Below are 21,697 nucleotides of genomic sequence, written 5' to 3'. Positions count from 1 at the left end.
CTCGAGGCCCTTCCCACACCCGGTCTCAGTCTCCGTCGTGGACGGCGAGCGAGGAGCCGCGGCGGTGCTTGGTGACGGCCAGGCGAGTGGGGATGTCGTTCTTCATGCGCTCGACGTGGCTGACGAGCCCGACGGTGCGGCCGCCGGTGCGCAGGGAGTCCACGACCCCCATCACCTCGTCCAGGGTCTCCGTGTCCAGGGACCCGAACCCCTCGTCCACGAAGAGCGTGTCCAGTTCGATGCCGCCGGAGGCCGCCTGCACGGTGTCCGCAAGTCCCAGGGCGAGGGACAGGGAGGCCATGAAGGTCTCGCCGCCGGACAGGGTGGAGGGGTGCCGGACCTCGTCCACATAGTGGTCGCGCACGACGATCTCGAGGCCCTTGTTGCCGCGCCCGCCGACCGCGTCCGAGTACTCGAGGCAATAGCGGTCGTCGGTCATCTTCCGCAGGCGTTCGGAGGCCGCGGCGGCAACCTCCTCGAGGCGCCCGGCCAGCACGTAGCTGGTGAGCGGCATCTTCAGGCGGTTCTCGCCGGAGCCGCGCACCAGGGCGAGCAGGCCGGTGACGCGCTCGTACTCGGCGATCAGGTCCGCCGCCCGGCCCAGGACCTCGCGCAGGACGGCGGACTGCCGGCGTACGGCGGACACCAGGGCGGCCCGCGAGCCGACGACGGCCCCCTGCTCCCGGGAGGCGGCCTCGGCCGCCTGCAGACGCTCGACGGCGGCCGCGGTCTGCGCCTCGTCCGGCGCCTGCGTCCCCTCCGCCCGGAGCCGGCGCCCCTCGGCCACCAGGGCGGTGGCGGCGAGTTCTGCCAGCGCGGACTCCTCGCGTGCGTAGGCCTGCACGGCGGCCTCCTTCACGGCGGCGTCCTCGGGCGAGAGGCGGGCGGCACGGGCCGCAGCCACATCCGCGAAGTCCTTCTCCGCCAGCGCCGAACGCAGTGCGTCCTCGGCCTGGGCGGCCAGAGCGCCGGCGGAGGCACGGCGGCCGAGGGCCTCGTCGAGGCTCTCCAGCAGCGACCGGGCGGCGACGACGGCGTCCCGGCGCGCCTCAAGGTCCCCGCCCTCGCCGGCGGCCGTAGCGACGGACTCCTCGAGATCGGCGATGCGCTCGGCACGCTGGGCGGACTGCTCCTCGAGCTTGCCGTCCTCGGTGGCCAGTTCGGCCAGGAGCGCGGCGACGGACTCCTGCTTCGTCTGAGCCGTGGTCAGACGGCGGCGTGTCGCCGCCAGTGCACGCTTGGCGGCGGCCAGCTCCTCCTTGGCGGCCTCAGCGGCCGAGACCGCCTCCGAGGCCTCGTCCACGCCCAGTCCGCCGGCGGCGGTCCGCGCCTCGTGGAGGCGGGCCTGGGCGGCGGTCACGTCGGCCGCGGCCGCGCCGGTGGCGGCGGACGCCTTCTCCAGGGCCTTCTCGGCCCGCTGGACGGCGGCCTCGGTGACGTCCTCGTCCACGGGGTCGGCCGGCCGGGGGTGCTCCACGGAGCCGCAGACCAGGCAGGGATGACCGTCCTCGAGCTGTGCGGCCAGCTCGGAGGCGGCCTGCTCGTAGCGGGACCGGAGCAGGTCGAGGCGCCGCTGGGCGGCCTTCTCCTCGGCCTGACGAGCCTGGGTGTGGGCGGCCTCGGCGGTCTCGAACTCGGCGGCGCGGGCAGCGGCCGTCTCGGCCGCCTTGAGACGGGCCCGCGCGGCGGCCAGCTCCGCGTCCACGGCGTCCTGGGCACCGAGCTTCGCGGCGCCGGCCTCGACCTCCTCCCGCAGCGCGGCGACCTCCTCAGCCCGGGCGTCGCGCTCGGTCTCCGCGGTCCGGCGCTCCCCCACGATGGCCTCACGACGCTGCGCGGCGGCGGCCTGCTGTTCCTGCAGCCGTCCGATGCGGATGCGGTCCTTCAGGGCCGCGGCGACCGCCTCGGCGGCGGAGGCGCCGGCCTGGACGGCGGAGCGCACGGCCTTCCGGGCACGTTCCTCCTGCACCGTCTCCCGGGCCTCTGCCTGCTCGCCCTGCTGCACCTCCCCCTGCTCCGCGCGGGCCGCGGCCAGCCATCCGGCGGCGGTGGCGTCGGCTTCGGCCCGCTCGCGGGCAGCCTCCTCCTGGGCGGCGGCGGACTCCGCGGCGCCCGCCGCCTTCTCGGCGCGGGCGGCGGCGGTGACCACGGCCTCGGCGCGGCGGTGGGCCTCGACGGCCGTCCGGTCCGCGGCGGTGGCCTCGGCCTTCGAGCGATGGTCCTCGTCCCGGACCGCCCAACCCGCGGCGGCCTCGAGCGCCTGGCCGGTGCGGCGCAGCTGCTCGAGCGCGGTGCGTGCGGCCTTCTCGGCGGCCTCGGCCTCGTCCTGGCGGGTCTTCGCCGCGGCGTGGGCGGCGTCGGCCCGCTCGGCAACCAGCGTCAGGAGGTCGTCGTCGTCCTCCGGATAGGGGGCGGGGTCGTGCCAGTCCTGGCCGAGCTCCTCGCGGGCGGCCTCACGCAGCTGCTCGCGCGCACTCTGCGCGATCTGCCTGTCCGCGGCCGCACGGCTGTCCAGGCGGTCGGCCTCGGCCTTGAGGTGCTCTTCCACGCCGTCGAACCGCTGGGTGCCGAACAGCCGGCGGAGCAGGTCCCGACGCTCGTCCGATGTGGCGGTGAGGAAGCGCGCGAACTGGCCCTGCGGGAGCATGACGACCTGCATGAACTGCTCGGCGTCCAGGTGCATCACGGAGGCGATCTGCTGGCCGACCTCGTCCGCGCGGGTCAGCGGCGCCGTCCAGGCGCCGTCCTTCAGCTCGCGCAGGGACACGGAGGCCGGAGTCATGGTGGTGCCCTTGCCCCGCTTCTTGGGACGCGCATGGCGGGGCGAGCGGAGCACCTCGAAGCGCCGTGTCTGGACGGTGAACTCGACGAGCACTTCCGGGGCCACAGTGCCGGCGGGGCGGAGCGTGGTGACCAGGGAATCGGGCGAGCGGCCGCCCGGCACGGAGCCGTAGAGGGCGTAGCAGAGCGCGGTGAGGATGGTGGACTTGCCCGCGCCGGTGGGACCGTCCAGCAGGAACAGCCCGGCGCTGTTGAGCGCCTCGAAGTCCACGTCCTGGGTCTCGGCGTACGGGCCGATCCCGGTGAGGCGGATGCTGTGGATCCTCATGCCTGGACCTCCTGCACACGGGCGGCGGAGAGGGCGGCGTCCAGCAGGGCCGTCTCCTCCTCGGTGGCAGCGCGCTCGCGCACGTGGTGCACGAAGCCGGTGGTCAGGGCCAGGTCGGACGGGGCGTCCCGCAGCGCCTGGGCGTAGGTCTTCTCCCGCTCCTTGCGCCCGCCGGCGGGCTCGTGGCGGAAGACGAGCACGTGCGGGTAGCGCGCGCGCAGGCGCTCCAGCGCCTTCTCCGGGCGTTCGTCGTCTGTGACCGTGACCTGCACCCAGCGGTCCTCGGCCCAGTCGAACTCGGCGGACTCGAGCAGTTCGGCGGTCGGTCCGGAGAGCACGGCGAGCTGCCGCCCTCCGGGCCAGTCCACCTTCTCCACCGCGGTCACGTCGCCGCCGCTGACGTGGACGAGCCAGCCGCCCTTGTCCTGCTGCCACTCGCCGAAGGAGTACGGCAGCGGGGAGCCCGAGTAGCGCACGTGCTCGGCCATGGTCTGACGGCCGTGCAGGTGGCCGAGGGCCACATAGTCGAGACCGTCGAACACGCTGACGGGCACCTGGCCGAGCGTGCCGACGAGCGCCTCGGGGTCCTCGGCGCCGCAGTCCAGGTGCTCGCCCTCGCCGATGTCCCGCTCCCCCTCGGACCCCTGGCCGCCGGCGGCGAAGAGGTGGGCGAGCACGATCGAGGCGAGCGGGCCGCCGTCGGGGTCCTGCCGACGCGCGGCGAGGTCCGCGCGGATGCGGCGCACGGCCTCCTGCATCACCGGCGTGTGGTGCGGGTCCACACCCCACTCCTGCCCGAGATGGCGGGGTTCCAGGTAGGGGATGCCGTACACGGCGGCCCGCTCCCCGTCCCGGCCCTCCAGGAGGATCGGCTCGGCCAGGCGCTCCGGGTCGGTGCGCAGGTGCACGCCGGAGGCCTCCATGAGGGCGCCGCCGAAGCCGAGGCGGACGGCGGAGTCGTGGTTGCCGCTGGTCATGACCACGGCGGCGCCGGCGGCGCGGATCGCGGCGAGGGTCTCGTCCAGCAGGCGCACGGCGTCCGCCGGAGGCAGGGCACGGTCGTAGACGTCCCCGGCCAGGAGCACGGCGTCCACGCCGCGCTCGCGCACGGTGGCCACCAGCTGGTCCAGCACGGCGCGCTGCGACTCGAGCAGTCCGGTGCCGTGGAAGGAGCGTCCGATGTGCCAGTCGGAGGTGTGGAGCAGGATCATGGTCGTCACTCTAGTGAGGCCTGCGGACAGGATAAGGGCGGGCTGTGCACAGCCGGCGCTCACTAGCATGGAGGCATGACCGCCGAGCCCCTCGCCGACCCGCGCCTGCCCGACTATCCCGCCCGCGTCCTGGCCACCCTCGCCGCCGGGGCGGCCGGAGACGCCTACGGCTACACCGTGGAGTTCGACCGCGCCGACGCGATCGTGTCCGCCTGGGGCCCGACGGGCCTCGGGACCCCGGCCGAGCTGCTCGAGCGCCTGGGCGTGGCGCACCTGCCGATCTCCGACGACACGCAGATGACCCTCTTCGTGTCCGACGGCCTGCGCGAGTGGATCGAATGGCAGAACCGCGGACAGATGGCCGACGCCGCCGCCTGCGTCTGGCTGGCCTGCCTGCGCTGGCACCGCACCCAGACCGGCGCCCTGCCACAGGGTGCTCCCCCGGCACAGGACACCTGGCTGGATGCCCGCCGCGAGCTCCACGAGCGCCGCACCCCCGGCAACGCCTGCCTGTCCGGCCTCGCCGAGCCCGGCATGGGCGTGCCCACGGACCCGAAGAACCCGGCCTCCAAGGGGTGCGGCACCATCATGCGCTCGGCGCCCTACGGCATGGTCCCCGGCCTGCCGGACACCCATGTGGCGTCCTTCGCCCGCCAGGGTGCCGTGCTCACCCATGGGCATCCGACCGCCTGGACCTCCGCGGCCGCCTTCGCCCTGATCGTGGACGCGCTCTTCGCCGGCCGCACCCTGGCCGAGGCCGTGGAGACCGGCCGTGCCTGGCTCGCCGCCCAGGGCGAGGACGCAGCCGAGTCCCTCACCGCCCTCGAGCTCGCCCGGCAGCTGGCCGTCACGGCGGAGGGGGACGACGACGGCACGCGCCTGGGTGCCCCGGGGCACCTCCCCGTGGGGCTGGGCGAGGGCTGGGTGGCCGAGGAGGCGCTGGCGATCGCCGTCTACGCCGCACTCGTGGCCGAGCGGACGACGGACACCCCGGCCGCCGCGCTGGCCCTGGCCCTGCGGATCGGCGCGAACCACGACGGCGACTCGGACTCCACCGCCTCCCTGGCCGGGCAGCTGCTCGGCGCCGCCCACGGCATGGCGGTGTTCGGCGTGGAGTCGGCCGACGGGGTCCCGGTGGCGGCGCTGGCCGACGCGGTGCCGGAGTGGATCGCCGAGCGTGACGTGGTGGTCGAGGCCGCCGAACGCTGGGTGGCCGCCACCAGCTGACGACGTCGGCTGTCTTCCGTCAGGAGGCTGCCCGCCTGGCGCCGGCCACCGGTGCCGATGGTCGTCGAGCCCGTGGCGGGCCCGCCGGCATCACCGGGCGGCCGGGGGCCAGTTCCCGCCGAGCATCTGGAGGAATTCGGGCTCGGAGACCAGGGCGATCTGCTGTCCGGCCGCGCGACGGCGCAACGCGTCGCGGGTCTTGCGGTGGGCCAGGGCCGTGGTGGTGACGCGGTCCGCGCCGCGGGCCGGGGCGCCGGAGCCGTCCGCCTCCCTGGCGGTGAGGACGAGATCCTCGGCGCAGAAGCCGTCCCCGATGACGAGCATGGTGGTGCGCGCGCTGACGCGGGAGGAGGGCTGCGCGCCGAGCGCAGCCGCCCGGTCCTTGGCCTCCTGCCGGGACATGCCGATGCCGCCGGTGAACACCACGACGTGCCCGAACAGGGGGTTCTGCGGGGACGCGTCCGGGTTGGCCGGCGTGTTCACGCCCTCCTCCGGCCAGCGCATGAAGTCCGGCATGGAGCGGTCGGAGCGCAGCGGCACCCGGGCGTCGAAGACGTCCTTCATGTCCCGCGCCTGACGGGTGGGGCGGGACTCGTGCCCCCGGCCGTGGGGGTGGCCGGCGAGACGGCCGACCTCGAGGCCGTGGGCGCCCAGGACGTGGGCGACCGGCACCGGGCCGGCGGCGTCCTGATGGGCACGGCGCCCGACGTCGATCAGGATCGCGGCGCAGGCCTCGGCATCCGCGAGCGCCTCATGGTGGCGGCCGGGCACGAAGCCGGCGGCGCGGCTGGCCGAGGGCAACGCGTAGCTGGGCAGGTCGTAGGCCTTGCGGGCCAGCATGAGCGTGCACGCGTACTCCAGCGGGGGCACGTCCGCATCCGACACCTCAAGGGCGGACTCGATGACGCCGACGTCGAAGCCCGCGTTGTGGGCCACGAGGACGTCCTGGCCGCAGAAGGCCCGCAGGTCCTCGAACACCTCGGCGAAGCGCGGCTGACGGGCGACCTGCTCCGCGGTGATGCCATGGATCCTCACGTTGCGGGGGTCGAAGCGGTCGAAGCCCAGCGGCGGCCGCATCATCCAGGAGGCGCGGTCCACCATCGCCCCGTCCCGCACGCGGACGACTCCCACGGAGCAGGGCGAGCCGCGGAAGCCGTTGGCGGTCTCGAAGTCGATCGCCGTGAAGTCCAGCCCGGGCACGGGCGCGGAGGACGACGGGGCGCTCATGTGGTGTGCTCCTCCTGGGCACGCAGGGCCTCGACGAGGGCCGGCAGCAGCGCGGTGAACGCCTCGCCGCGGTGGCTGATGGCGTTCTTCTCCTCCGCGGACAGCTGTGCGGTGGACACCTGCCGACCCTCGGGCTGGAGGATCGGGTCATAGCCGAAGCCGCCGTCGCCCACCGGCGCGGTGAGCAGGGTGCCGCGCAGGTGCCCCTCGGCGACGGTCTCGAAGACGATCTCACGGGCCCCGTCGGCGCCGGCCGGGCCCGGCACGGCGAGCGCGGCGCAGCAGACGAACCCCGCGCCGCGGTGCTCGGCCGGCACGTCCGCGAGCTGGTCCAGCAGCAGGCGGAGGTTCGCGGCGTCGTCCCCGTGGCGGCCTGCCCACCGGGCCGAGAAGATCCCCGGGGCGCCCCCGAGGACGTCGACGGACAGTCCGGAGTCGTCCGCCACGGCGATGAGGCCGGAGGCCGAGGCCACCGCGCGGGCCTTCTTCAGGGCGTTCGCGGAGAACGTCACGCCGTCCTCGACCACGTCCGGGGCGTCGACGGCCGCGGCGTCCACCACGGCGGCCTCCACATCCAGCTCCGGCATGGCGGCGGCGAGCATCTGGCGCAGCTCGCGGACCTTGCCGGCGTTGCGGGTGGCCAGGACCAGGCGGGCTCCCGAGGGGACGCCGTGCTCCGTCCCGGCGGGGGCGGTTCGGCTCATGCCCGCTCCCCGCGGAGGGTCTCGGCCTGGATCTGCGCCAGCTCAGCGGTGCCGGACAGGGCCAGGTCCAGGAGGGTGTCCAGCTCCTCACGGCGGAACGGGGCGCCTTCGGCGGTGCCCTGGACCTCCACGAAGTCGCCGGAGCCGGTGACCACCACGTTCATGTCCGTCTCCGCCTTGACGTCCTCGACGTAGGGCAGGTCCAGCACGGGCACGCCGTCCACGATGCCCACGGAGATCGCGGAGACCGAGTCCTTGAGGACCTTCGCCTCGCGCTTGACGTGGCCCTCGCGGCGGGCCCACTCGACGGCTTCGACGAGCGCGACGTAGGCGCCGGTGATGCTGGCGGTGCGGGTGCCGCCGTCTGCGTCCAGCACGTCACAGTCCAGGACGATCGTGTTCTCGCCGAGGGCGTCCATGTCGATCACGGCGCGCAGGGAGCGGCCGATGAGCCGCGAGATCTCGTGCGTGCGGCCGCCGATCTTGCCCTTGATGGACTCGCGGGTGCTGCGGGAGTCCGTGGCGCGCGGGAGCATCGCGTACTCCGCGGTGACCCAGCCGGTCCCCTCGCCCTTGAGCCAGCGGGGCACACCCTCGGTGAAGGAGGCGGTGCAGAGGACACGGGTGTTCCCGAACTCGATCAGGGCCGACCCCTCGGCCTGCCGGGACCAGCCCCGGGTGATGGTGATGGGGCGCAGCTCGTCGACGGCGCGTCCGTCCGGGCGGGTGTGGTTCTGGTCAGCAGCGGTCATGCCCACCAGTCTAGGACTCGCCTCAGACGCGGTAGCTCATGCCGGAGACGGCCACGGTGAGGGGTCCGTCATAGGCCTGCGCGGCCTCGGACACGGCCCGCTGGGGGTCGTTCCACACCGGAAGGTGCGTCAGCAGCAGACGCCTGGCGCGGGCACGGGCGGCCATACGCCCGGCGCGCAGGCCGGTGAGGTGCACGCCCTCGATCGCGTCGTCGCGGCCCTCGTGGAACGCGGCCTCGCAGAGGAACAGGTCGGCGTCGCGGGCGGCCTCGACGAGGCCGTCGCACTCGTCGGTGTCCCCCGAGTAGGTGAGCACGCGGGTGGTGGCGGAGCCGTCCGCGTCCGTCTCGTCCACCTCGATGCGCAGGGCGTAGGCCTCGTCGATGGGGTGGCGCACCGGGTGGGGCGTGATGCGGAACGGGCCAAGCCGGGCCGGCGTCAGCGGCTCCCACGTGGTGAAGTCGAAGTCCGGGTGCATGCCGGGCTCCGGGTCCATGCCGTAGGCCACGGCGATGCGCTCGGCGGTGCCGGTCGGGCCCAGCACCGGGACACGCCCGCGGTGCCAGCCGTCCGGGTTCCAGCGCACCGCCACGTGCAGGCCGCACAGGTCCATGAAGTGGTCCGGGTGCAGGTGGGACAGGCAGACACCGTCCAGGTCCTCCAGCATGATGTAGCGCTGCAGGGTGCCCAGGGAGCCGTTGCCCATGTCCAGCAGGATGCGCCACGTCTTCGGGGTGACGCCGTCCTCGGCCACGCCGTCCGCAGTGACGAGGTAGCAGGAGGCGGGCGACCCCGGGCCGGGGAACGACCCGCTGGCTCCGATGATGGTCAGCTTCATGCGGTGGGCTCCTCCCTCGTGACCGGCGGCCGGCGTCGGCTGCGCTCGATCATCTCGGGCGTGATCTGGGCGAGGACCCCGGTGGGGTACCGCTCACGGACGGTGTCGATGTGCTGGACGGCCCCGACCTCGGGGCCGAGGAAGCGGCGGGCCAGCGTCTGGAACTGCTCGGGGTCGCCGGTCGCCATGAAGCGGTGGTCCACGGCCTGGGCGGCGCCGGCCGCGGAGTGCGGGTGCCCGAGCCCGTGCTGGACGAGGGCACGGTACAGGTCCTTGGCCGTCTCCTCGGCCGAGGAGACCAGGGTGACGTCCTCCCCCATCACGAGGGACAGCACGCCGGTCAGCAGCGGGTAGTGGGTGCAGCCGAGCACCATCGTGTCCACGCCGGCGGCCTTGAGCGGGGCGACGTACTCCTCAGCGGTCTCGATGAGCTCGGGGCCGGCGGTGATGCCGGCCTCCACGAACTCCACGAAGCGCGGGCACGCCGAGGAGACGACCTCCAGGTGCGGCGCGGCGGAGAAGGAGTCCTCGTAGGCGCGGGAGCCCACGGTGGCCTGGGTCCCGATCACGCCGATGCGCCCGTTGCGGGTGGCCGCCACGGCGCGGCGCACGGCGGGCTGGATGACCTCCACCACGGGGATCCCGTAGCGGCCGGTGTAGCGTTCGCGGGCATCCCGGAGCACGGCCGCCGAGGCCGAGTTGCAGGCGATCACCAGCGCCTTCACCCCCGCCTCCACGAGCTCGTCCATGATGCCGAGCGCCAGCGCCCGGACCTGGGCGATCGGACGGGGACCGTACGGGGCGTGCTCGGTGTCGCCGACGTAGATCAGCGGCTCGTGGGGCAGCTGGTCCATGATCGCGCGGGCCACGGTCAGCCCGCCCACGCCGGAGTCGAAGATGCCGATCGGCGCGGCGGCGGTGGGCCCGGCGGAGGCGGCGTTCATCGGATGTCCTCTCCGGCGTCCGGATCCTCGGCGCCGGGCACGTCCTCGCGGCCGTCCTCGGGCAGGCCGCGCAGCATCTGGTCCATGAGGCTCTCGAGCAGCCACGAGGTGAAGTTGTACAGCAGCGCCATGGCGGACTGCTCGTCCGCGGCGTGCTTCCAGTCGTCCACGGAGTGCACGCGGGCGGCGGACTGCGCGTCCGTGATCCCGAGCCGGGCGGAGAGCACGAGCCTGACATCGTTGAGGGCGCGGCTGAAGGCCAGGGCCTCGGCGTCGTCCAGGCGCAGCTCGGTGGAGCGCAGCAGCTCGCGGGCACGCTCGGCGTCGGCGAGCTTCGCGTCGATCAGCAGGTCCTCGGCGTCCGCGCGGTGCTCGGCGTCCCGCTGGGCGTCTGCGGCGGCCTTCCCGGGGTCGTCCGCGCCGGTCCCGGACGGCGAGCCGAAGCTCGGCGGCAGCAGGCGCAGCAGCGCCGGATCGGCAGGGGCCTGGCGGGTGGCGGCGCCGAGACTGAGGCCGGAGACCAGCGACCAGAAGGCGCCGTCCGCACCGGAGCCGTCCGTCGGCTCGTCCCCGGTCTGCTCCGACGAGGAGGCGTCCTCCGAGGCGGAGTCGGCGGCCGTCGTCGTGCCCTCGTCCGGGCGGCCCGGCACAGGCGCCGTGGACGCGGCGTCCCGGGCGGGGGCGGCGGAGTCCTCGGCCGCGTCGTCGCGACGGCCGCTCAGCAGCGTCGCCACATCCTTGAACAGGCCGCGCAGCAGGCGCGCCTCGGCAGGCTCCAGACGCGCCCGATAGCCGCGCCGTGTCCAGCGGAATCCCTCGGCCACGGTCTCAGCCCTCCGCCTCTTCGAGGGTGGCCCACAGCCCGAAGCCATGCATGGCGCTGACGTGACGCTCGGCCGTCTCGCGGCCAGCGCGCGCCACCACGGCGCGGCCGTTCTCATGGACCTGCATCATCAGGGAGTGCGCCTTCGCTGCCGAGTAGCCGAAGTGGCTGCGGAAGACGAAGGCCACATAGCTCATCAGGTTCACGGGGTCGTCCCAGACGACCACGTTCCACGGACGGTCCGCGAGCGCGGCCGGATCCGGGCGCTCCAGCAGGGCGGTGTCGGCGGCGCCACGGGGGCCGGGGACACCGGATTCCGTCATCGACATGGGCTCCATCCTACTCGCCGTGTTCCCGGGGACGGGGGCGGAACGGACCGTGGAGCCTGCCACACCGTGGCATAGGGTGGCTCACGTGAACCACACCGACCTCCACCAGGACACCGCGCAGCGCGAGCCGTGGCACACCACCACGGCCCTGATGACGGACCACTACGAGCTGACCATGCTGCAGGCCGCCCTGAAGGCCGGCACCGCCCAGCGCAGGAGCCGGTTCGAGCTGTTCACCCGCCGCCTCGCCGACGGCCGCCGCTACGGCGTGGTGGCCGGCACCGGCCGCATCCTCGAGGGCCTGTCCCGCTTCCGCTTCGGCACCGCCGAACTGGACCATCTGGCGGACACGAAGGTGGTGGACGATGCGACCCTCCAATGGCTGGCCGACTTCCGGTTCTCCGGCACGATCATCGGCTACGCCGAGGGCGAGGCCTACTTCCCGCACTCGCCGATCCTGCAGGTCGAGTCCACGTTCGCTGAGGCCTGCATCCTCGAGACGTTCCTGCTCTCGGTGATGAACTACGACTCCGCCGTGGCCTCCGCCGCCTCCCGCATGACCGCGGTGGCCGGTGGCCGCCCGTGCATCGAGATGGGCTCGCGCCGCACCCACGAGGAGTCCGCCGTGGCCGCCGCCCGCGCCGCGGTGATCGCGGGCTTCGCCTCGACCTCCAACCTGGAGGCGGCCCGCCGCTACGGGCTCAGCACCGGCGGCACCGCCGCCCACTCCTTCACCCTGCTGCACGACTCCGAGCGCGCGGCCTTCGAGGCGCAGGTGGCCGCCCTCGGCGCGGACACCACCCTGCTCGTGGACACCTATGACGTGGAGCAGGGCGTCCGCACCGCCGTGGACGTGGCGGGCAGGGCTCTGAAGAACGTCCGGCTCGACTCCGGCGACCTCGTCTCCCAGACCCACTCCGTCCGCGAGCTGCTGGACGGGCTGGGCAACACGGAGACCGGCATCATGGTCACCTCGGACCTGGACGAGTATGCGATCGCCCACCTGCGCTCCGCCCCGGTGGACTCGTACGGCGTGGGCACCCGCCTGGTCACCGGCTCCGGGGCGCCGACCGCCGCGATGGTCTACAAGCTCGTGGCCCGCCAGAACGACGACGGCGCATGGGTGGACGTGGCCAAGGCTTCCAAGGGCAAGGCCTCCCTTGGCGGCCGCAAGGACGCCGCCCGCCGCCGGGACACCCGCGGCCGCGCCGTCGCCGAGCTGGTGGGCGTCAACCGCTCGCCGGAGGCCGACGCGGACGACCGCCCGCTGCTGCACGAGTTCGTGGTGGACGGCGAGCTGCAGGCGGGCTGGACCGGCACCGAGGCCGTCACCCGTGCCGCCGAACGCCACCGGGCCTCCCTCGCCGAGCTGCCCGCCTCGGTGGGACGCCTGCAGGCGGGCGAGCCCGCCATCCCCACCCTGTTCCAGGAATTCTGAGGAGGACCGCCATGACCGAGCTGACCCGCGCCCTGGTGATCGTGGACGTCCAGAACGACTTCTGTGAGGGCGGATCCCTTGCGACCGCCGACGGCGCCGACGTGGCCGCCGCGATCACCGAGCACCTGGCCGACCGCCGCGACGAGTACGACGTGGTGGTGGCCACCCGCGACTGGCACGTGGACCCGGCAGAGCACTTCGCCGCCGCCGGCGAAGAGCCGGACTTCTCCGTGTCCTGGCCCGTGCACTGCGTGGCCGGCACGGCCGGCGCCGAGCTGCACGCAGACCTGGACATGGAGGAGGTCCGCCCGGACGCCCAGTTCCTCAAGGGCCTGCACTCGGCCTCCTACTCCGGCTTCGACGGCCAGCTCGGCGAGCCGGACGAGGTCCGCTCCGGTGAGGGCGCCGCAGCCGGCGTGGGCCCCTACGGCGCCACCCGCGCCGCGGCGGACGCCGTGGAGCCGGGCGCCGAGACGCTCGACGAGTGGCTCCGCTCCCAGGACGTGGAGGCCCTCACCGTGGTGGGCATCGCCACGGACCACTGTGTGAAGGCGACGGTGCTGGACGGCATCGAGAACGGCTACGAGGTCACCGTGCTGACCGACCTGGTGGCCGGCGTGGCCGAGGACACCGCCGAGGCCGCGCTCGAGGAGATGAAGGACGCCGGGGCGATCCTGACGACCTCGTGACCCCGTTCGGCCCCGCCCTGCCCGTGCGGAGGGTGTCCGAGCACGCCCTCGGAGGGCGTCTGTACCGCTCGGCGTGGCCGGCGACCGTCCCCGCCGTCGCCCAGGTGCTGGACGAGGGACTGGACCTGTCCCCGGCGACCGTGCTGGTCGGCCCGAACGGTGCCGGCAAGTCCACACTGGTCGAGGCGATCGCCGCGGCCGCAGGGCTGAACCCGGAGGGCGGCACCCACCACGTCCGCCACTCCACCCGTGTCACCGAGTCCCCGCTGGCCGAGCACCTGCAGCTCACCCGCGGCGCCGGGGCCCCGCGCGGCGGCGTGTTCCTGCGTGCCGAGGCCATGCACGGGCTGTTCACGCACCTGGAGGGCGTCTCGCTCGGCTCCCGCCTGCACGAGATGAGCCACGGCGAGTCCTTCCTCGCCTTCTGCCGCGAGCGGGCCGGGGTGCGCGGGCTCTGGGTCCTGGACGAGCCCGAGTCCGCGCTGTCCTTCGAGAACTGCCTCGCGCTCACCGCCTTCCTCCTGGAGCGGGTGGAGCGGGGCTGCCAGGTGCTGCTGTCCACGCACTCCCCCGTGCTCGCCGCCCTGCCCGGCGCCCGGATCCTCGAGGCCGGGGAGCACGGCCTGCGCGAGACCCGCTGGGAGGAGTGGGAGACCGTGGACCACTGGCGGCGCTTCCTCGCCGGCCCCGAGCGGTACCTGCGCCACCTCTGACGGGCTCGGCCGCCGAGGCCACGATCCGGCGCACCGGTGACGGACGTCATACCGTGCGGCATGATGGAGCCACCGCACCCCGGCGAGGATGCCGGGGGCGGCGCCCGACGCAGACGAGAAGAGAAGCCATGACCGACTCCCCCAGCACCCAGTCCTCCGCCGCCGCGGACCAGGACGGCGTCCGCTACGTCTCCGGCGCCGTCCCGGCCGCCGACGACGTCCGCGCCCTCTACGACAGCGTGCAGTGGTCCGCCTACACGCAGGACATGGACACGCTCATGGGCGGTCTGCAGGGCTCGGCCGCCGTGGTCACCGCCTTCGACGGCGGTCGCCTGGTGGGTCTGGCCCGGGTGGTCTCGGACGGCCACACCATCGCCTATCTGCAGGACATCCTCGTCGCCCCGGGGCACCAGCGCCGCGGCATCGCCTCCGAGCTGCTGCGCCGTGTCTTCGCCCCGTTCGGCCAGGTCCGCCAGCATGTGCTGATCACGGACACCGAACAGCGGCAGCGCGCCTTCTACGAGTCCCACGGCTTCCGCGAGTCCCGGGACGTGGAGGGCGGCGAGCTGCGTGCCTTCGTGCGCGTGACGCCCCAGGGCGGCTGAGCCGCCGGCTGCTCCACGCCGCTGCACGACGACGGCCACGCACCCCAAGGTGCGTGGCCGTCGGTCTGTGTAGGGCAGGGGCCCGGCGGTCGGCCCAGGCCTCAACCGGATGCCGCCGACCCTGCGCGCCGGTCGCGGGGAGGTCACCGAGCCGTTCGGCCTCGTGCGGGCCGGGCTTCATGGCACGCAGGGCGTTGACGATGGCCACGACGTCCACCAGCTCCTGGAACAGTGCACCCACGAGGGCCGGGATGGCGCCCGTGGCGGCGATCAGCATCAGCCCCAGGGAGAGCACGATGCCCACCCAGATCGACTGCTTCGCCACCTGGAGGGTGCGCTGGCCGGTGGACACGGCGACGGCGACCTTGGAGACGTCGTCGGCGAGCAGCACCACGTCGGCGGACTCGGAGGCGGCGGTCGACCCGCGGGCGCCCATGGCGACGCCCACGTCCGCGGCGGCGAGCACGGGGACGTCGTTGACGCCGTCGCCGACCATCATCACCGGGCGCTCCGGGCGCTCGGAGAGCAGGCGGACCTTGTCCGCAGGCAGCAGGTCCGCGTGGACCTCGTCGATGCCGGCCTCGCCGGCGATGTGCCGTCCGGTGGCCTCGGCGTCACCGGTGAGCATGAGGACCTTGCCGGTGCCGAGGCGGTGCAGCGCCTGCACGGTGGCGGCGGACTCGGGGCGGATGCGGTCGGCCAGCAGCAGCACGCCCGCGAAGGCCCCGTCCACGGCCACGTAGACGGCGGACTGGCCGGCGGCGAGGTCCGCGGCGACGGTGTCCGGCGCGGCCTCGGTGACGTAGGCGCGCTTGCCGACGACGACCCGGCGTCCCTCGAGCACCGCCACGACGCCGTTCGTCGCCTCCTCCGTGGCGTCCTGCGACGACGTCAGGGACAGCCCGCGCTCCTCGGCCGCGGCCCGGATGGCGTCGGCGAGCACGTGGACCGAGTACTGCTCGGCCGAGGCGGCCAGGCGCAGCAGCTCGTCCTCGGCGAAGCCGGCGGCCGGGCGCACACCGACCAGCTCGGGGCGGCCGGCAGTGAGCGTGCCGGTCTTGTCGAACCCCACGGTCTGCACGGAGCCGAGGGCCTCGATGGTCCCGCCCGACTTCACGATCACACCGGACTTGGCGGCACGGGACATGCCACCGAGGAAGGCCACTGGGGCCGCGATCAGGAGCGGGCACGGGGTGGCCACCACGAGCACCTCGGCGAAGCGCACCGGGTCCTGGGACAGCCACCAGGCCAGGCCTGCGATGAGGTAGGCGACGGCGGTGAACGGCACGGCGTAGCGATCGGCCAGGCGCACCATCGGGGCGCGTGACTCGGCCGCCTGCTTCACGAGGGAGACGATGGCCGCGTACTGCGAGTCCGCGGCGGAGGCGGTCGCCTCGAGCACGAAGGCACGGGTGCCGTTGAGCGCGCCGGACATCACGGACGAGCCGGGGCGGTGTGTCACCGGCAGGGACTCGCCGGTCAGCGAGGACTCGTCCAGGTCCACGGCGATCTCGCCGCCGTCCTCGGCGGAGGCCACGGTGCCGTCCACGGGCAGGACCTCCGCGGGGCGGACCAACAGGCGGTCCCCGGGGCGCACCTGCTCCACGGGGACGTCCTCCACGGAGCCGTCCGGGCGGAGGCGGTGGGCGTGCTGCGGGGCGCGGTCCAGCAGGGCGGACAGGTCGCGCCGGGCCCGGCCGGCCGCGTAGTCCTCGAGGGCCTCTCCGCCGGTGAGCATCAGGCAGACCAGCACGGCGGCGAGGTACTCCCCCACCAGCACGGTGGCGACGATCGCGGTGACGGCGAGGATGTCCACGCCCCAGTGCCCGCGCATGAGGTCCTTGACCATGCCGACCGAGGTCCAGGCCGCCACCACGAGCGCATACGCCGAGGCGATCCAGCGGGCGGGGTCCTCCGCCCCGGCCAGGTGCAGGCCGAGGGTGAGGACGAAGACGATGACGGTGGCCACCACCCAGGGGTAGTGGCGGACGATGCCGGTGATGCGCTGCATGGCTGCGGGGCCTCCTTGCTCCTGTGGCCCCCATCGTCGCCCAGCAGGCGCCCCGGTGCCACGCAGGTGAGGCATGCCTGTCCCGCCTCCGTTCAGCGCCGACACGGGCCGGCCCCGACCGGAGGCGACGACGGCCGCCCGTGGTGGGCGGCCGTCGTCGTCAAGCCAGCAGGGGGCGGCTCAGGTGCGGCCGACGAACCAGCCGCGCAGGGTCTCCAGACGCTTCTCCAGCTGCGCCTGGGTCGCCTGGGCGACCGCCGGGCCGCCGCTGATCTCACGCAGGCGGTTGTGGATCACCCCGTGCGGGGTGGCGGTGCGGGCCGCCCAGGCCGAGACCGTCTTGGACAGCTCGGAGCGCAGCTCCTTCAGCCGCCGGTGGTCCACCACCTCCTGCGGAGGGGCCGCCGTGGCCTTCGGCTTGCGCTTGAGCTGCTCGGCCTGGCGGGCGCGCAGCAGCTCGGACACCTGGTCCGCGTCCAACAGGCCCGGGATGCCGAGGAAGTCGAGCTCCTCCTCCGAGCCCACGGCGCCGCCGAGGCCGAACTCGCCGCCGTCGAAGAGGACCTTGTCGAAGCTGGCCTGGGACTCCATCGCCTGGAACTGTTGGCGGTTCAGGGTGTCCGAGGCGGACTCGGCGCGGTTGGCCTCGGCGAGCAGGTCCTCCTCCGGAGCCTCGGCGAGATCCTCGATCTCCACCTCCTGGCCGGTCTTGCGGTCCAGGGCGTGGTCCCGCTCCACCTCCATCTCGTTGGCCAGCAGCATCAGATGCGGCACGGACGGCAGGAACACGGAGGCCACCTCGCCGCGCCTGCGGGAGCGCACGAAGCGGCCCACGGCCTGGGCGAAGAACAGCGGGGTGGAGGTGTTGGTGGCGTAGACGCCCACGCACAGGCGGGGCACGTCCACGCCCTCGGACACCATGCGCACGGCCACCATCCAGCGCTCGTCCGACGCGGAGAAGAACTCGATGCGGTCCGAGGCGCCCTTGTCGTCCGAGAGGATCACCGCGGGCCTCTGACCGGTCAGCGCCTCCAGCTGGGCGGCGTAGGCACGCGCGTCCTCGTGGTCCGAGGCGATCACCAGGCCGCCGGCGTCCGGGACGTTGCGCCGCACCTCGGTGAGACGGCGGTCCGCGGCGCGCAGCACGGCCGGGATCCACTCGCCCTCCGGGTTCAGCGCGGTGCGCCAGGCCGAGTTGGTGATGTCCTTCGTGGCGGCCTCGCCGAGCTGGGCCTCCATCACGTCCCCGGTGGAGGTCTTCCAGCGCATCTGGCCCGAGTAGGCCATGAAGATCACCGGGCGCACCACGTGGTCCCGCAGCGCGGGGCCGTAACCGTAGGTGTAGTCCGCCTTGGAGCGGGCGATGCCGTCCGCACCCTCGGTGTACTCCACGAACGGGATGGTCGCGGTGTCCGAACGGAACGGGGTGCCGGTCAGGGCGAGGCGCCGGGTGGCGGGCTCGAAGGCCTCCCGGATGCCGTCGCCCCAGCTCAGGGCATCGCCACCGTGGTGGATCTCGTCCAGGATCACCAGGGTCTTGGCGGCCTCGGTGCGGTTGCGGTGCAGGATCGGCTTGTTCGCCACCTGGGCGTAGGTGAGCGCGACGCCGCGGTACTCCGCACCGTGGCGGCCGTCCGCGTTCTTGAAGTTCGGGTCGATCGCCAGGCCCACGCGGGCGGCGTTGTCCGCCCACTGCCGCTTCAGGTGGTCCGTGGGCGCGACGACGGTCAGGCGCTGCACGGCGCCGGAGTCCATGAGGATCTTCGCCACGCGCAGGGCGAAGGTGGTCTTGCCGGCGCCGGGGGTGGCGACGGCGAGGAAGTCACGGGGTGAGGCGGCGAGGTACTTCTCCAGGGCCTCCTGCTGCCACTGGCGCAGCTTCGGCGCCGTGCCCCAGGCCGCCCTCTCGGGCATGGCCGGGGGCAGGTCCTCGCCGACGTGGAACAGTGCCGCGGGATCCTGACGATCAGACATGCGCGCCGCTGATCAGCCCTTGTTCCTGCCGAACCAGCCGCGCTTGCCGCCGCCCGAGCCGCCGTCGCCGCCGTCCTGCGGGTCACGCAGGCCGTCGTAGACCTCCTTGCACTGCGGGCAGACCGGGAACTTGTTCGGGTCGCGACCCGGCACCCACACCTTGCCGCAGAGCGCGATCACGGGCTCGCCGGTCATGGCGGACTCCATGATCTTCTCCTTGCGGACGTAGTGCGCGAAGCGCTCGTGGTCGCCCGGCTCGATCAGCTGCTCCTGCTCCTGACGTTCGAGCACGGAGGTGCCGCCGCCGGAGGTGGACAGCGGGTCGTTCTGGTTCGGTTCGCCGGGGAGAGTCATGCCGGACATTCTACGACCCCGCCGGAGGTGGACACCGCCCGTGTGGAACGTGGGTCCCCCGCGCCGCCCGGGCTGCGTGCAGTGCGCGCTCAGAACCGCGCCACCGTCTGATAGGTCTCCGCAGCGGTGCGATCCAGCCAACGCCCGCCCAGGCGCACGCCAAGCAGGAGCACTCCCCCACCCCAGAGCAGGCCCACGGCGAGGGTGACCGCGCCCCACAGCGCCGTCATGCCCAGGAGCAGGTAGGCGACCACGCACGCGGTGATCGGCAGGGTGATCAGCAGGGACAGCAGCAGCGAGGCCATCTGCACCACCACGGTCCGCATGCCGGCACCCTGCGGCGTGGCGAACGGTGAGTCGCCGGGCTTGGGCACGGCGTAGACCAGGCGCGCCGAGAGCAGGCTGGCCATGCCGGTGACGCAGGCCAGCGTGCCGACCGAGGCGCCGAGCACCACGGCCAGGTGGTCCCACATCCCGTAGAGCGCCACGGAGCCCACCGCGCCCAACAGCGTGGCCGGGACGCCGAGGACGCCCATGCCCAGCACGCGGCCCCAGCGGTCGTCCGCGCCGCGCACACCGGCGGTGACGTGGTGGTGGAAGGCGGTGTGGTCGTAGGCGATGTCCGCCGAGACCGCCACGCCCATGGTCCAGGCGATCATCGGGCCGAGCAGCAGCATCGTGGGGATCAGCGGTCCGCCCCCGACGTCGCCCCGGCTGCCGAGGAACCACAGGATCACGGCGAACAGGGGCACCACCACCAGCGTGGCGGAGTAGCGCGGGTCCGTGAACCAGTAGCGCTGGCACCGGGCGGCGATCGCCGTGACGGGGCCGGTGGCCGGACGGCCGATCCAGCGCAGCGGCCGCTCCCGGGCCGTCGCGTCACCGGAGGAGGCACGACGACGGCCGCCCACCTCCGCCACGGGCTCCACCGTGCGCTGCAGGCCCCAGGCCCACAGGGCGACGGCGGCGGCCAGCCAGGCCAGGCCGACCGCCAGGTGGACGGCGGCCGTCAGGTGGGCGCCCGACGCCGCGGCGCCGGCGGCGGCGCCGGCGGCCCCGAACGGGGTCCAGGCGAGCACCGCGGCGACCGGCTCGGCCAGCGCCACGAGCTGGTCGAAGGAGTCGGCGATCCGGTTCAGGACCACGCCGCCGAGCATCAGCGGGATGAAGACCAGGACGGAGACGATGTCCCGGATGCGCCGCTGCCCGGTGTAGGAGGACAGGACGGCGGTGACGCCGTAGGCCAGGGCGAGCGCGGTGGCCGCGGTGAGGACGCCGCCGGCCAGGCCCCAGGGCAGGGCGGCCGGGTGGTCCCGCCAGGAGACGCCCACGGCGAGCGCGAAGACGAGGGTCAGCACACCCTGCGGCGTGGTGAGCGTGCCCACGAGCAGACCGGTGACCAGCGGCAGGCGGCGGATCGGGTAGGGCTGGAAGCTGCGCGGGTCCAGGGTGGCGTCCACGCCCGTGATGAACGGGGCGACCAGCGACCAGCCGAGCACCAGGCCCGCGCAGAACAGGGTGGTCACGGCGGCGCGGAGGGCCGTCGACTCCGGCGCGGGGGCGAAGACCACGGCCGTGGAGGCCAGCAGGGTGAGGCCTCCGAAGTAGAGCACTCCGATGATGCTGAACACGAACGTGGCGGTGGAGCGGCGCCAGCCGGACACCATCAGGGCCCAGCGCAGGCGCACGAGGATGCCGACCGCCCGGCCGAGGCCGATCTCGGGGGCGCGGCGGCCGTCCGGGCCGAGGGGGCGTGCTGCCGTGTCCGAGCCGGTCCGGCCGGCCGCTGCGTCCGGTGCTGCGGGCGCGCCGTCGGTACGGTCGGTGCCGGTCACAGCCAGGCCAGCCCCTCGCCGGCGTGGCGGCCGCCGACGAGCTCGACGAACCGCTCCTCCAGGTCCTGGCCGCCGCGGACCTCGTCCACGGTGCCGGAGGCGACGAGCTTGCCCTCGGCGATGACGGCCACATGCGAGCACATGCGCTGCACCAGGTCCATGACGTGGCTGGAGACGATCACCGTGCCGCCGCGCTCCACGTAGCTGTGCAGGATGTCCCGGATGTTCGCGGCGGAGACCGGGTCCACGGCCTCGAACGGCTCGTCCAGCACCAGCACGTCCGGGGCATGGACCATGGCCGCGGCCAGCAGGACCTTCTTTGTCATGCCGGCCGAGTAGTCCACCACGGGCTTGCGGCCGGCGTCGGCCAGATCCATGACCCGCAGCAGGTCTGCCGTGCGTGCGGCCACCACGTCCGCGTCCAGACCGTGGAGCAGCCCGGCGTAGGTGACCAGCTGGGCGCCGGAGAGGCGATCGAAGGTGCGCACACCGTCCGCGAGCACACCGACGCGGGACTTGGCCTCGCGCGGCCGCTGCCAGACGTCCACCCCGTGGATCCAGGCCCGGCCGTGGTCCGGCCGCAGCAGGCCGGTGGCCATGGACAGGGCGGTCGTCTTGCCGGCGCCGTTCGGGCCGACGACGCCGAAGAACGAGCCGGCGGGCACGTCCAGGTCGAGACCCTGCAGGGCGAGGCGGTCGCCGAAGCGCTTGGTCAGCGCTCGGGCGACGAGGGCGAAGTCCGGGTCCGGGGCGTTTTCTGCTCGCATGGCGTCCACGCTAGCGGGCGCACAGCCTCCGCCGACTCCGTCTCAGGACGGAGATCAGGGCGTTCAGCGGAGCCTCGCCTCCCCGTCGTCTCGGCCCCGCCGGGCACGATGACGGCCGCCCGCCTCGGCAGGCCGACGGCCGTCGTC

The 21,697-nt window shown here is 74.0% G+C and carries 19 protein-coding genes; 5 read left to right on the top strand and 14 right to left on the bottom strand.

Going from position 1 to position 21,697, the window contains the following annotated elements:
* Positions 1-25 precede the first annotated feature (25 nt).
* The gene (locus FM125_RS12375) at positions 26-3,109 is read right to left on the bottom strand and encodes an AAA family ATPase (protein ID WP_087133524.1); all 3,084 of its coding nucleotides are present in this window, start codon (positions 3,107-3,109) and stop codon (positions 26-28) included.
* On the bottom strand, positions 3,106-4,320 hold the full coding sequence (locus tag FM125_RS02335) for an exonuclease SbcCD subunit D (protein WP_067188859.1): 1,215 nt from the start codon (positions 4,318-4,320) through the stop codon (positions 3,106-3,108). Before FM125_RS02335 ends, FM125_RS12375 begins: the two co-directional genes overlap by 4 nt.
* Positions 4,321-4,395: 75 nt before the next feature.
* Between FM125_RS02335 and FM125_RS02330 the strand changes: the two genes are divergently transcribed.
* Entirely contained in the window at positions 4,396-5,547 is a 1,152-nt protein-coding gene (locus FM125_RS02330) for an ADP-ribosylglycohydrolase family protein (protein WP_067188811.1), read from the top strand.
* 90 nt (positions 5,548-5,637) lie between these two features.
* Here the strand turns inward: FM125_RS02330 and FM125_RS02325 are convergent, their stop codons facing one another.
* Genes FM125_RS02325 through clpS form a run of 7 tightly spaced genes read right to left on the bottom strand, consistent with a single transcriptional unit; the run spans position 5,638 to position 11,158 of the window.
* Positions 5,638-6,774, bottom strand: a complete 1,137-nt coding sequence (locus FM125_RS02325; RefSeq protein WP_067188813.1) for a 3'-5' exonuclease — start codon at positions 6,772-6,774, stop codon at positions 5,638-5,640.
* Positions 6,771-7,478, bottom strand: a complete 708-nt coding sequence (locus tag FM125_RS02320) for a non-canonical purine NTP pyrophosphatase (protein WP_067188815.1) — start codon at positions 7,476-7,478, stop codon at positions 6,771-6,773. Before FM125_RS02320 ends, FM125_RS02325 begins: the two co-directional genes overlap by 4 nt.
* Complete coding sequence (gene rph / locus FM125_RS02315) at positions 7,475-8,230, bottom strand: ribonuclease PH (RefSeq protein ID WP_067188817.1); 756 nt, start codon at positions 8,228-8,230, stop codon at positions 7,475-7,477. The genes FM125_RS02320 and rph overlap by 4 nt, the downstream gene beginning before the upstream one ends.
* 22 nt (positions 8,231-8,252) lie before the next feature.
* Positions 8,253-9,068 (bottom strand): MBL fold metallo-hydrolase, encoded by an 816-nt coding sequence (locus FM125_RS02310; RefSeq protein WP_067188819.1) that lies wholly within the window; start codon positions 9,066-9,068, stop codon positions 8,253-8,255.
* Positions 9,065-10,012, bottom strand: a complete 948-nt coding sequence (gene murI, locus FM125_RS02305) for a glutamate racemase (protein ID WP_067188821.1) — start codon at positions 10,010-10,012, stop codon at positions 9,065-9,067. Before murI ends, FM125_RS02310 begins: the two co-directional genes overlap by 4 nt.
* Positions 10,009-10,836, bottom strand: coding sequence for a DUF2017 family protein (locus tag FM125_RS02300; RefSeq protein WP_067188823.1), 828 nt, complete (start codon positions 10,834-10,836; stop codon positions 10,009-10,011). The genes murI and FM125_RS02300 overlap by 4 nt, the downstream gene beginning before the upstream one ends.
* Positions 10,837-10,840: 4 nt before the next feature.
* Complete coding sequence (gene clpS, locus FM125_RS02295; protein ID WP_067188861.1) at positions 10,841-11,158, bottom strand: ATP-dependent Clp protease adapter ClpS; 318 nt, start codon at positions 11,156-11,158, stop codon at positions 10,841-10,843.
* Positions 11,159-11,249: 91 nt separating this feature from the next.
* Between clpS and FM125_RS02290 the strand changes: the two genes are divergently transcribed.
* From FM125_RS02290 to FM125_RS02275, 4 genes are all read left to right on the top strand, one after another.
* Positions 11,250-12,602 (top strand): nicotinate phosphoribosyltransferase, encoded by a 1,353-nt coding sequence (locus FM125_RS02290; RefSeq protein ID WP_255217996.1) that lies wholly within the window; start codon positions 11,250-11,252, stop codon positions 12,600-12,602.
* Between the two features lie 11 nt (positions 12,603-12,613).
* Positions 12,614-13,291, top strand: coding sequence for an isochorismatase family protein (locus FM125_RS02285; protein ID WP_067188825.1), 678 nt, complete (start codon positions 12,614-12,616; stop codon positions 13,289-13,291).
* A 23-nt stretch (positions 13,292-13,314) separates the two neighbouring features.
* The gene (locus FM125_RS02280; protein WP_082739527.1) at positions 13,315-14,004 is read left to right on the top strand and encodes an AAA family ATPase; all 690 of its coding nucleotides are present in this window, start codon (positions 13,315-13,317) and stop codon (positions 14,002-14,004) included.
* 128 nt (positions 14,005-14,132) lie between these two features.
* On the top strand, positions 14,133-14,609 hold the full coding sequence (locus tag FM125_RS02275; RefSeq protein ID WP_067188829.1) for a GNAT family N-acetyltransferase: 477 nt from the start codon (positions 14,133-14,135) through the stop codon (positions 14,607-14,609).
* Here FM125_RS02275 and FM125_RS02270 read toward each other — a convergent pair.
* The 5 genes from FM125_RS02270 to FM125_RS02250 form a co-directional block, all read right to left on the bottom strand.
* Positions 14,491-16,620, bottom strand: coding sequence for a heavy metal translocating P-type ATPase (locus tag FM125_RS02270; protein WP_245232032.1), 2,130 nt, complete (start codon positions 16,618-16,620; stop codon positions 14,491-14,493). The genes FM125_RS02275 and FM125_RS02270 overlap by 119 nt on opposite strands.
* A gap of 180 nt (positions 16,621-16,800) precedes the next feature.
* The gene (locus tag FM125_RS02265; RefSeq protein ID WP_087133523.1) at positions 16,801-18,594 is read right to left on the bottom strand and encodes a DEAD/DEAH box helicase; all 1,794 of its coding nucleotides are present in this window, start codon (positions 18,592-18,594) and stop codon (positions 16,801-16,803) included.
* Between the two features lie 12 nt (positions 18,595-18,606).
* Positions 18,607-18,948, bottom strand: a complete 342-nt coding sequence (locus tag FM125_RS02260) for a DUF3039 domain-containing protein (protein WP_067188833.1) — start codon at positions 18,946-18,948, stop codon at positions 18,607-18,609.
* An 89-nt stretch (positions 18,949-19,037) separates the two neighbouring features.
* The gene (locus FM125_RS02255) at positions 19,038-20,783 is read right to left on the bottom strand and encodes a Tat (twin-arginine translocation) pathway signal sequence (protein ID WP_245829731.1); all 1,746 of its coding nucleotides are present in this window, start codon (positions 20,781-20,783) and stop codon (positions 19,038-19,040) included.
* A complete protein-coding gene (locus tag FM125_RS02250) occupies positions 20,780-21,550 on the bottom strand; it encodes an ABC transporter ATP-binding protein (protein WP_087133522.1) in 771 nt (256 codons plus the stop codon). Before FM125_RS02250 ends, FM125_RS02255 begins: the two co-directional genes overlap by 4 nt.
* Positions 21,551-21,697: the final 147 nt, after the last annotated feature.

Origin of the sequence: Micrococcus lylae, assembly GCF_900163825.1 — a bacterium.
GTDB classification, from domain to species: domain Bacteria; phylum Actinomycetota; class Actinomycetes; order Actinomycetales; family Micrococcaceae; genus Micrococcus; species Micrococcus lylae.
Note: the sequence above shows the minus strand (reverse complement) of the source record. Positions and strands in the feature narration are given on the sequence as shown.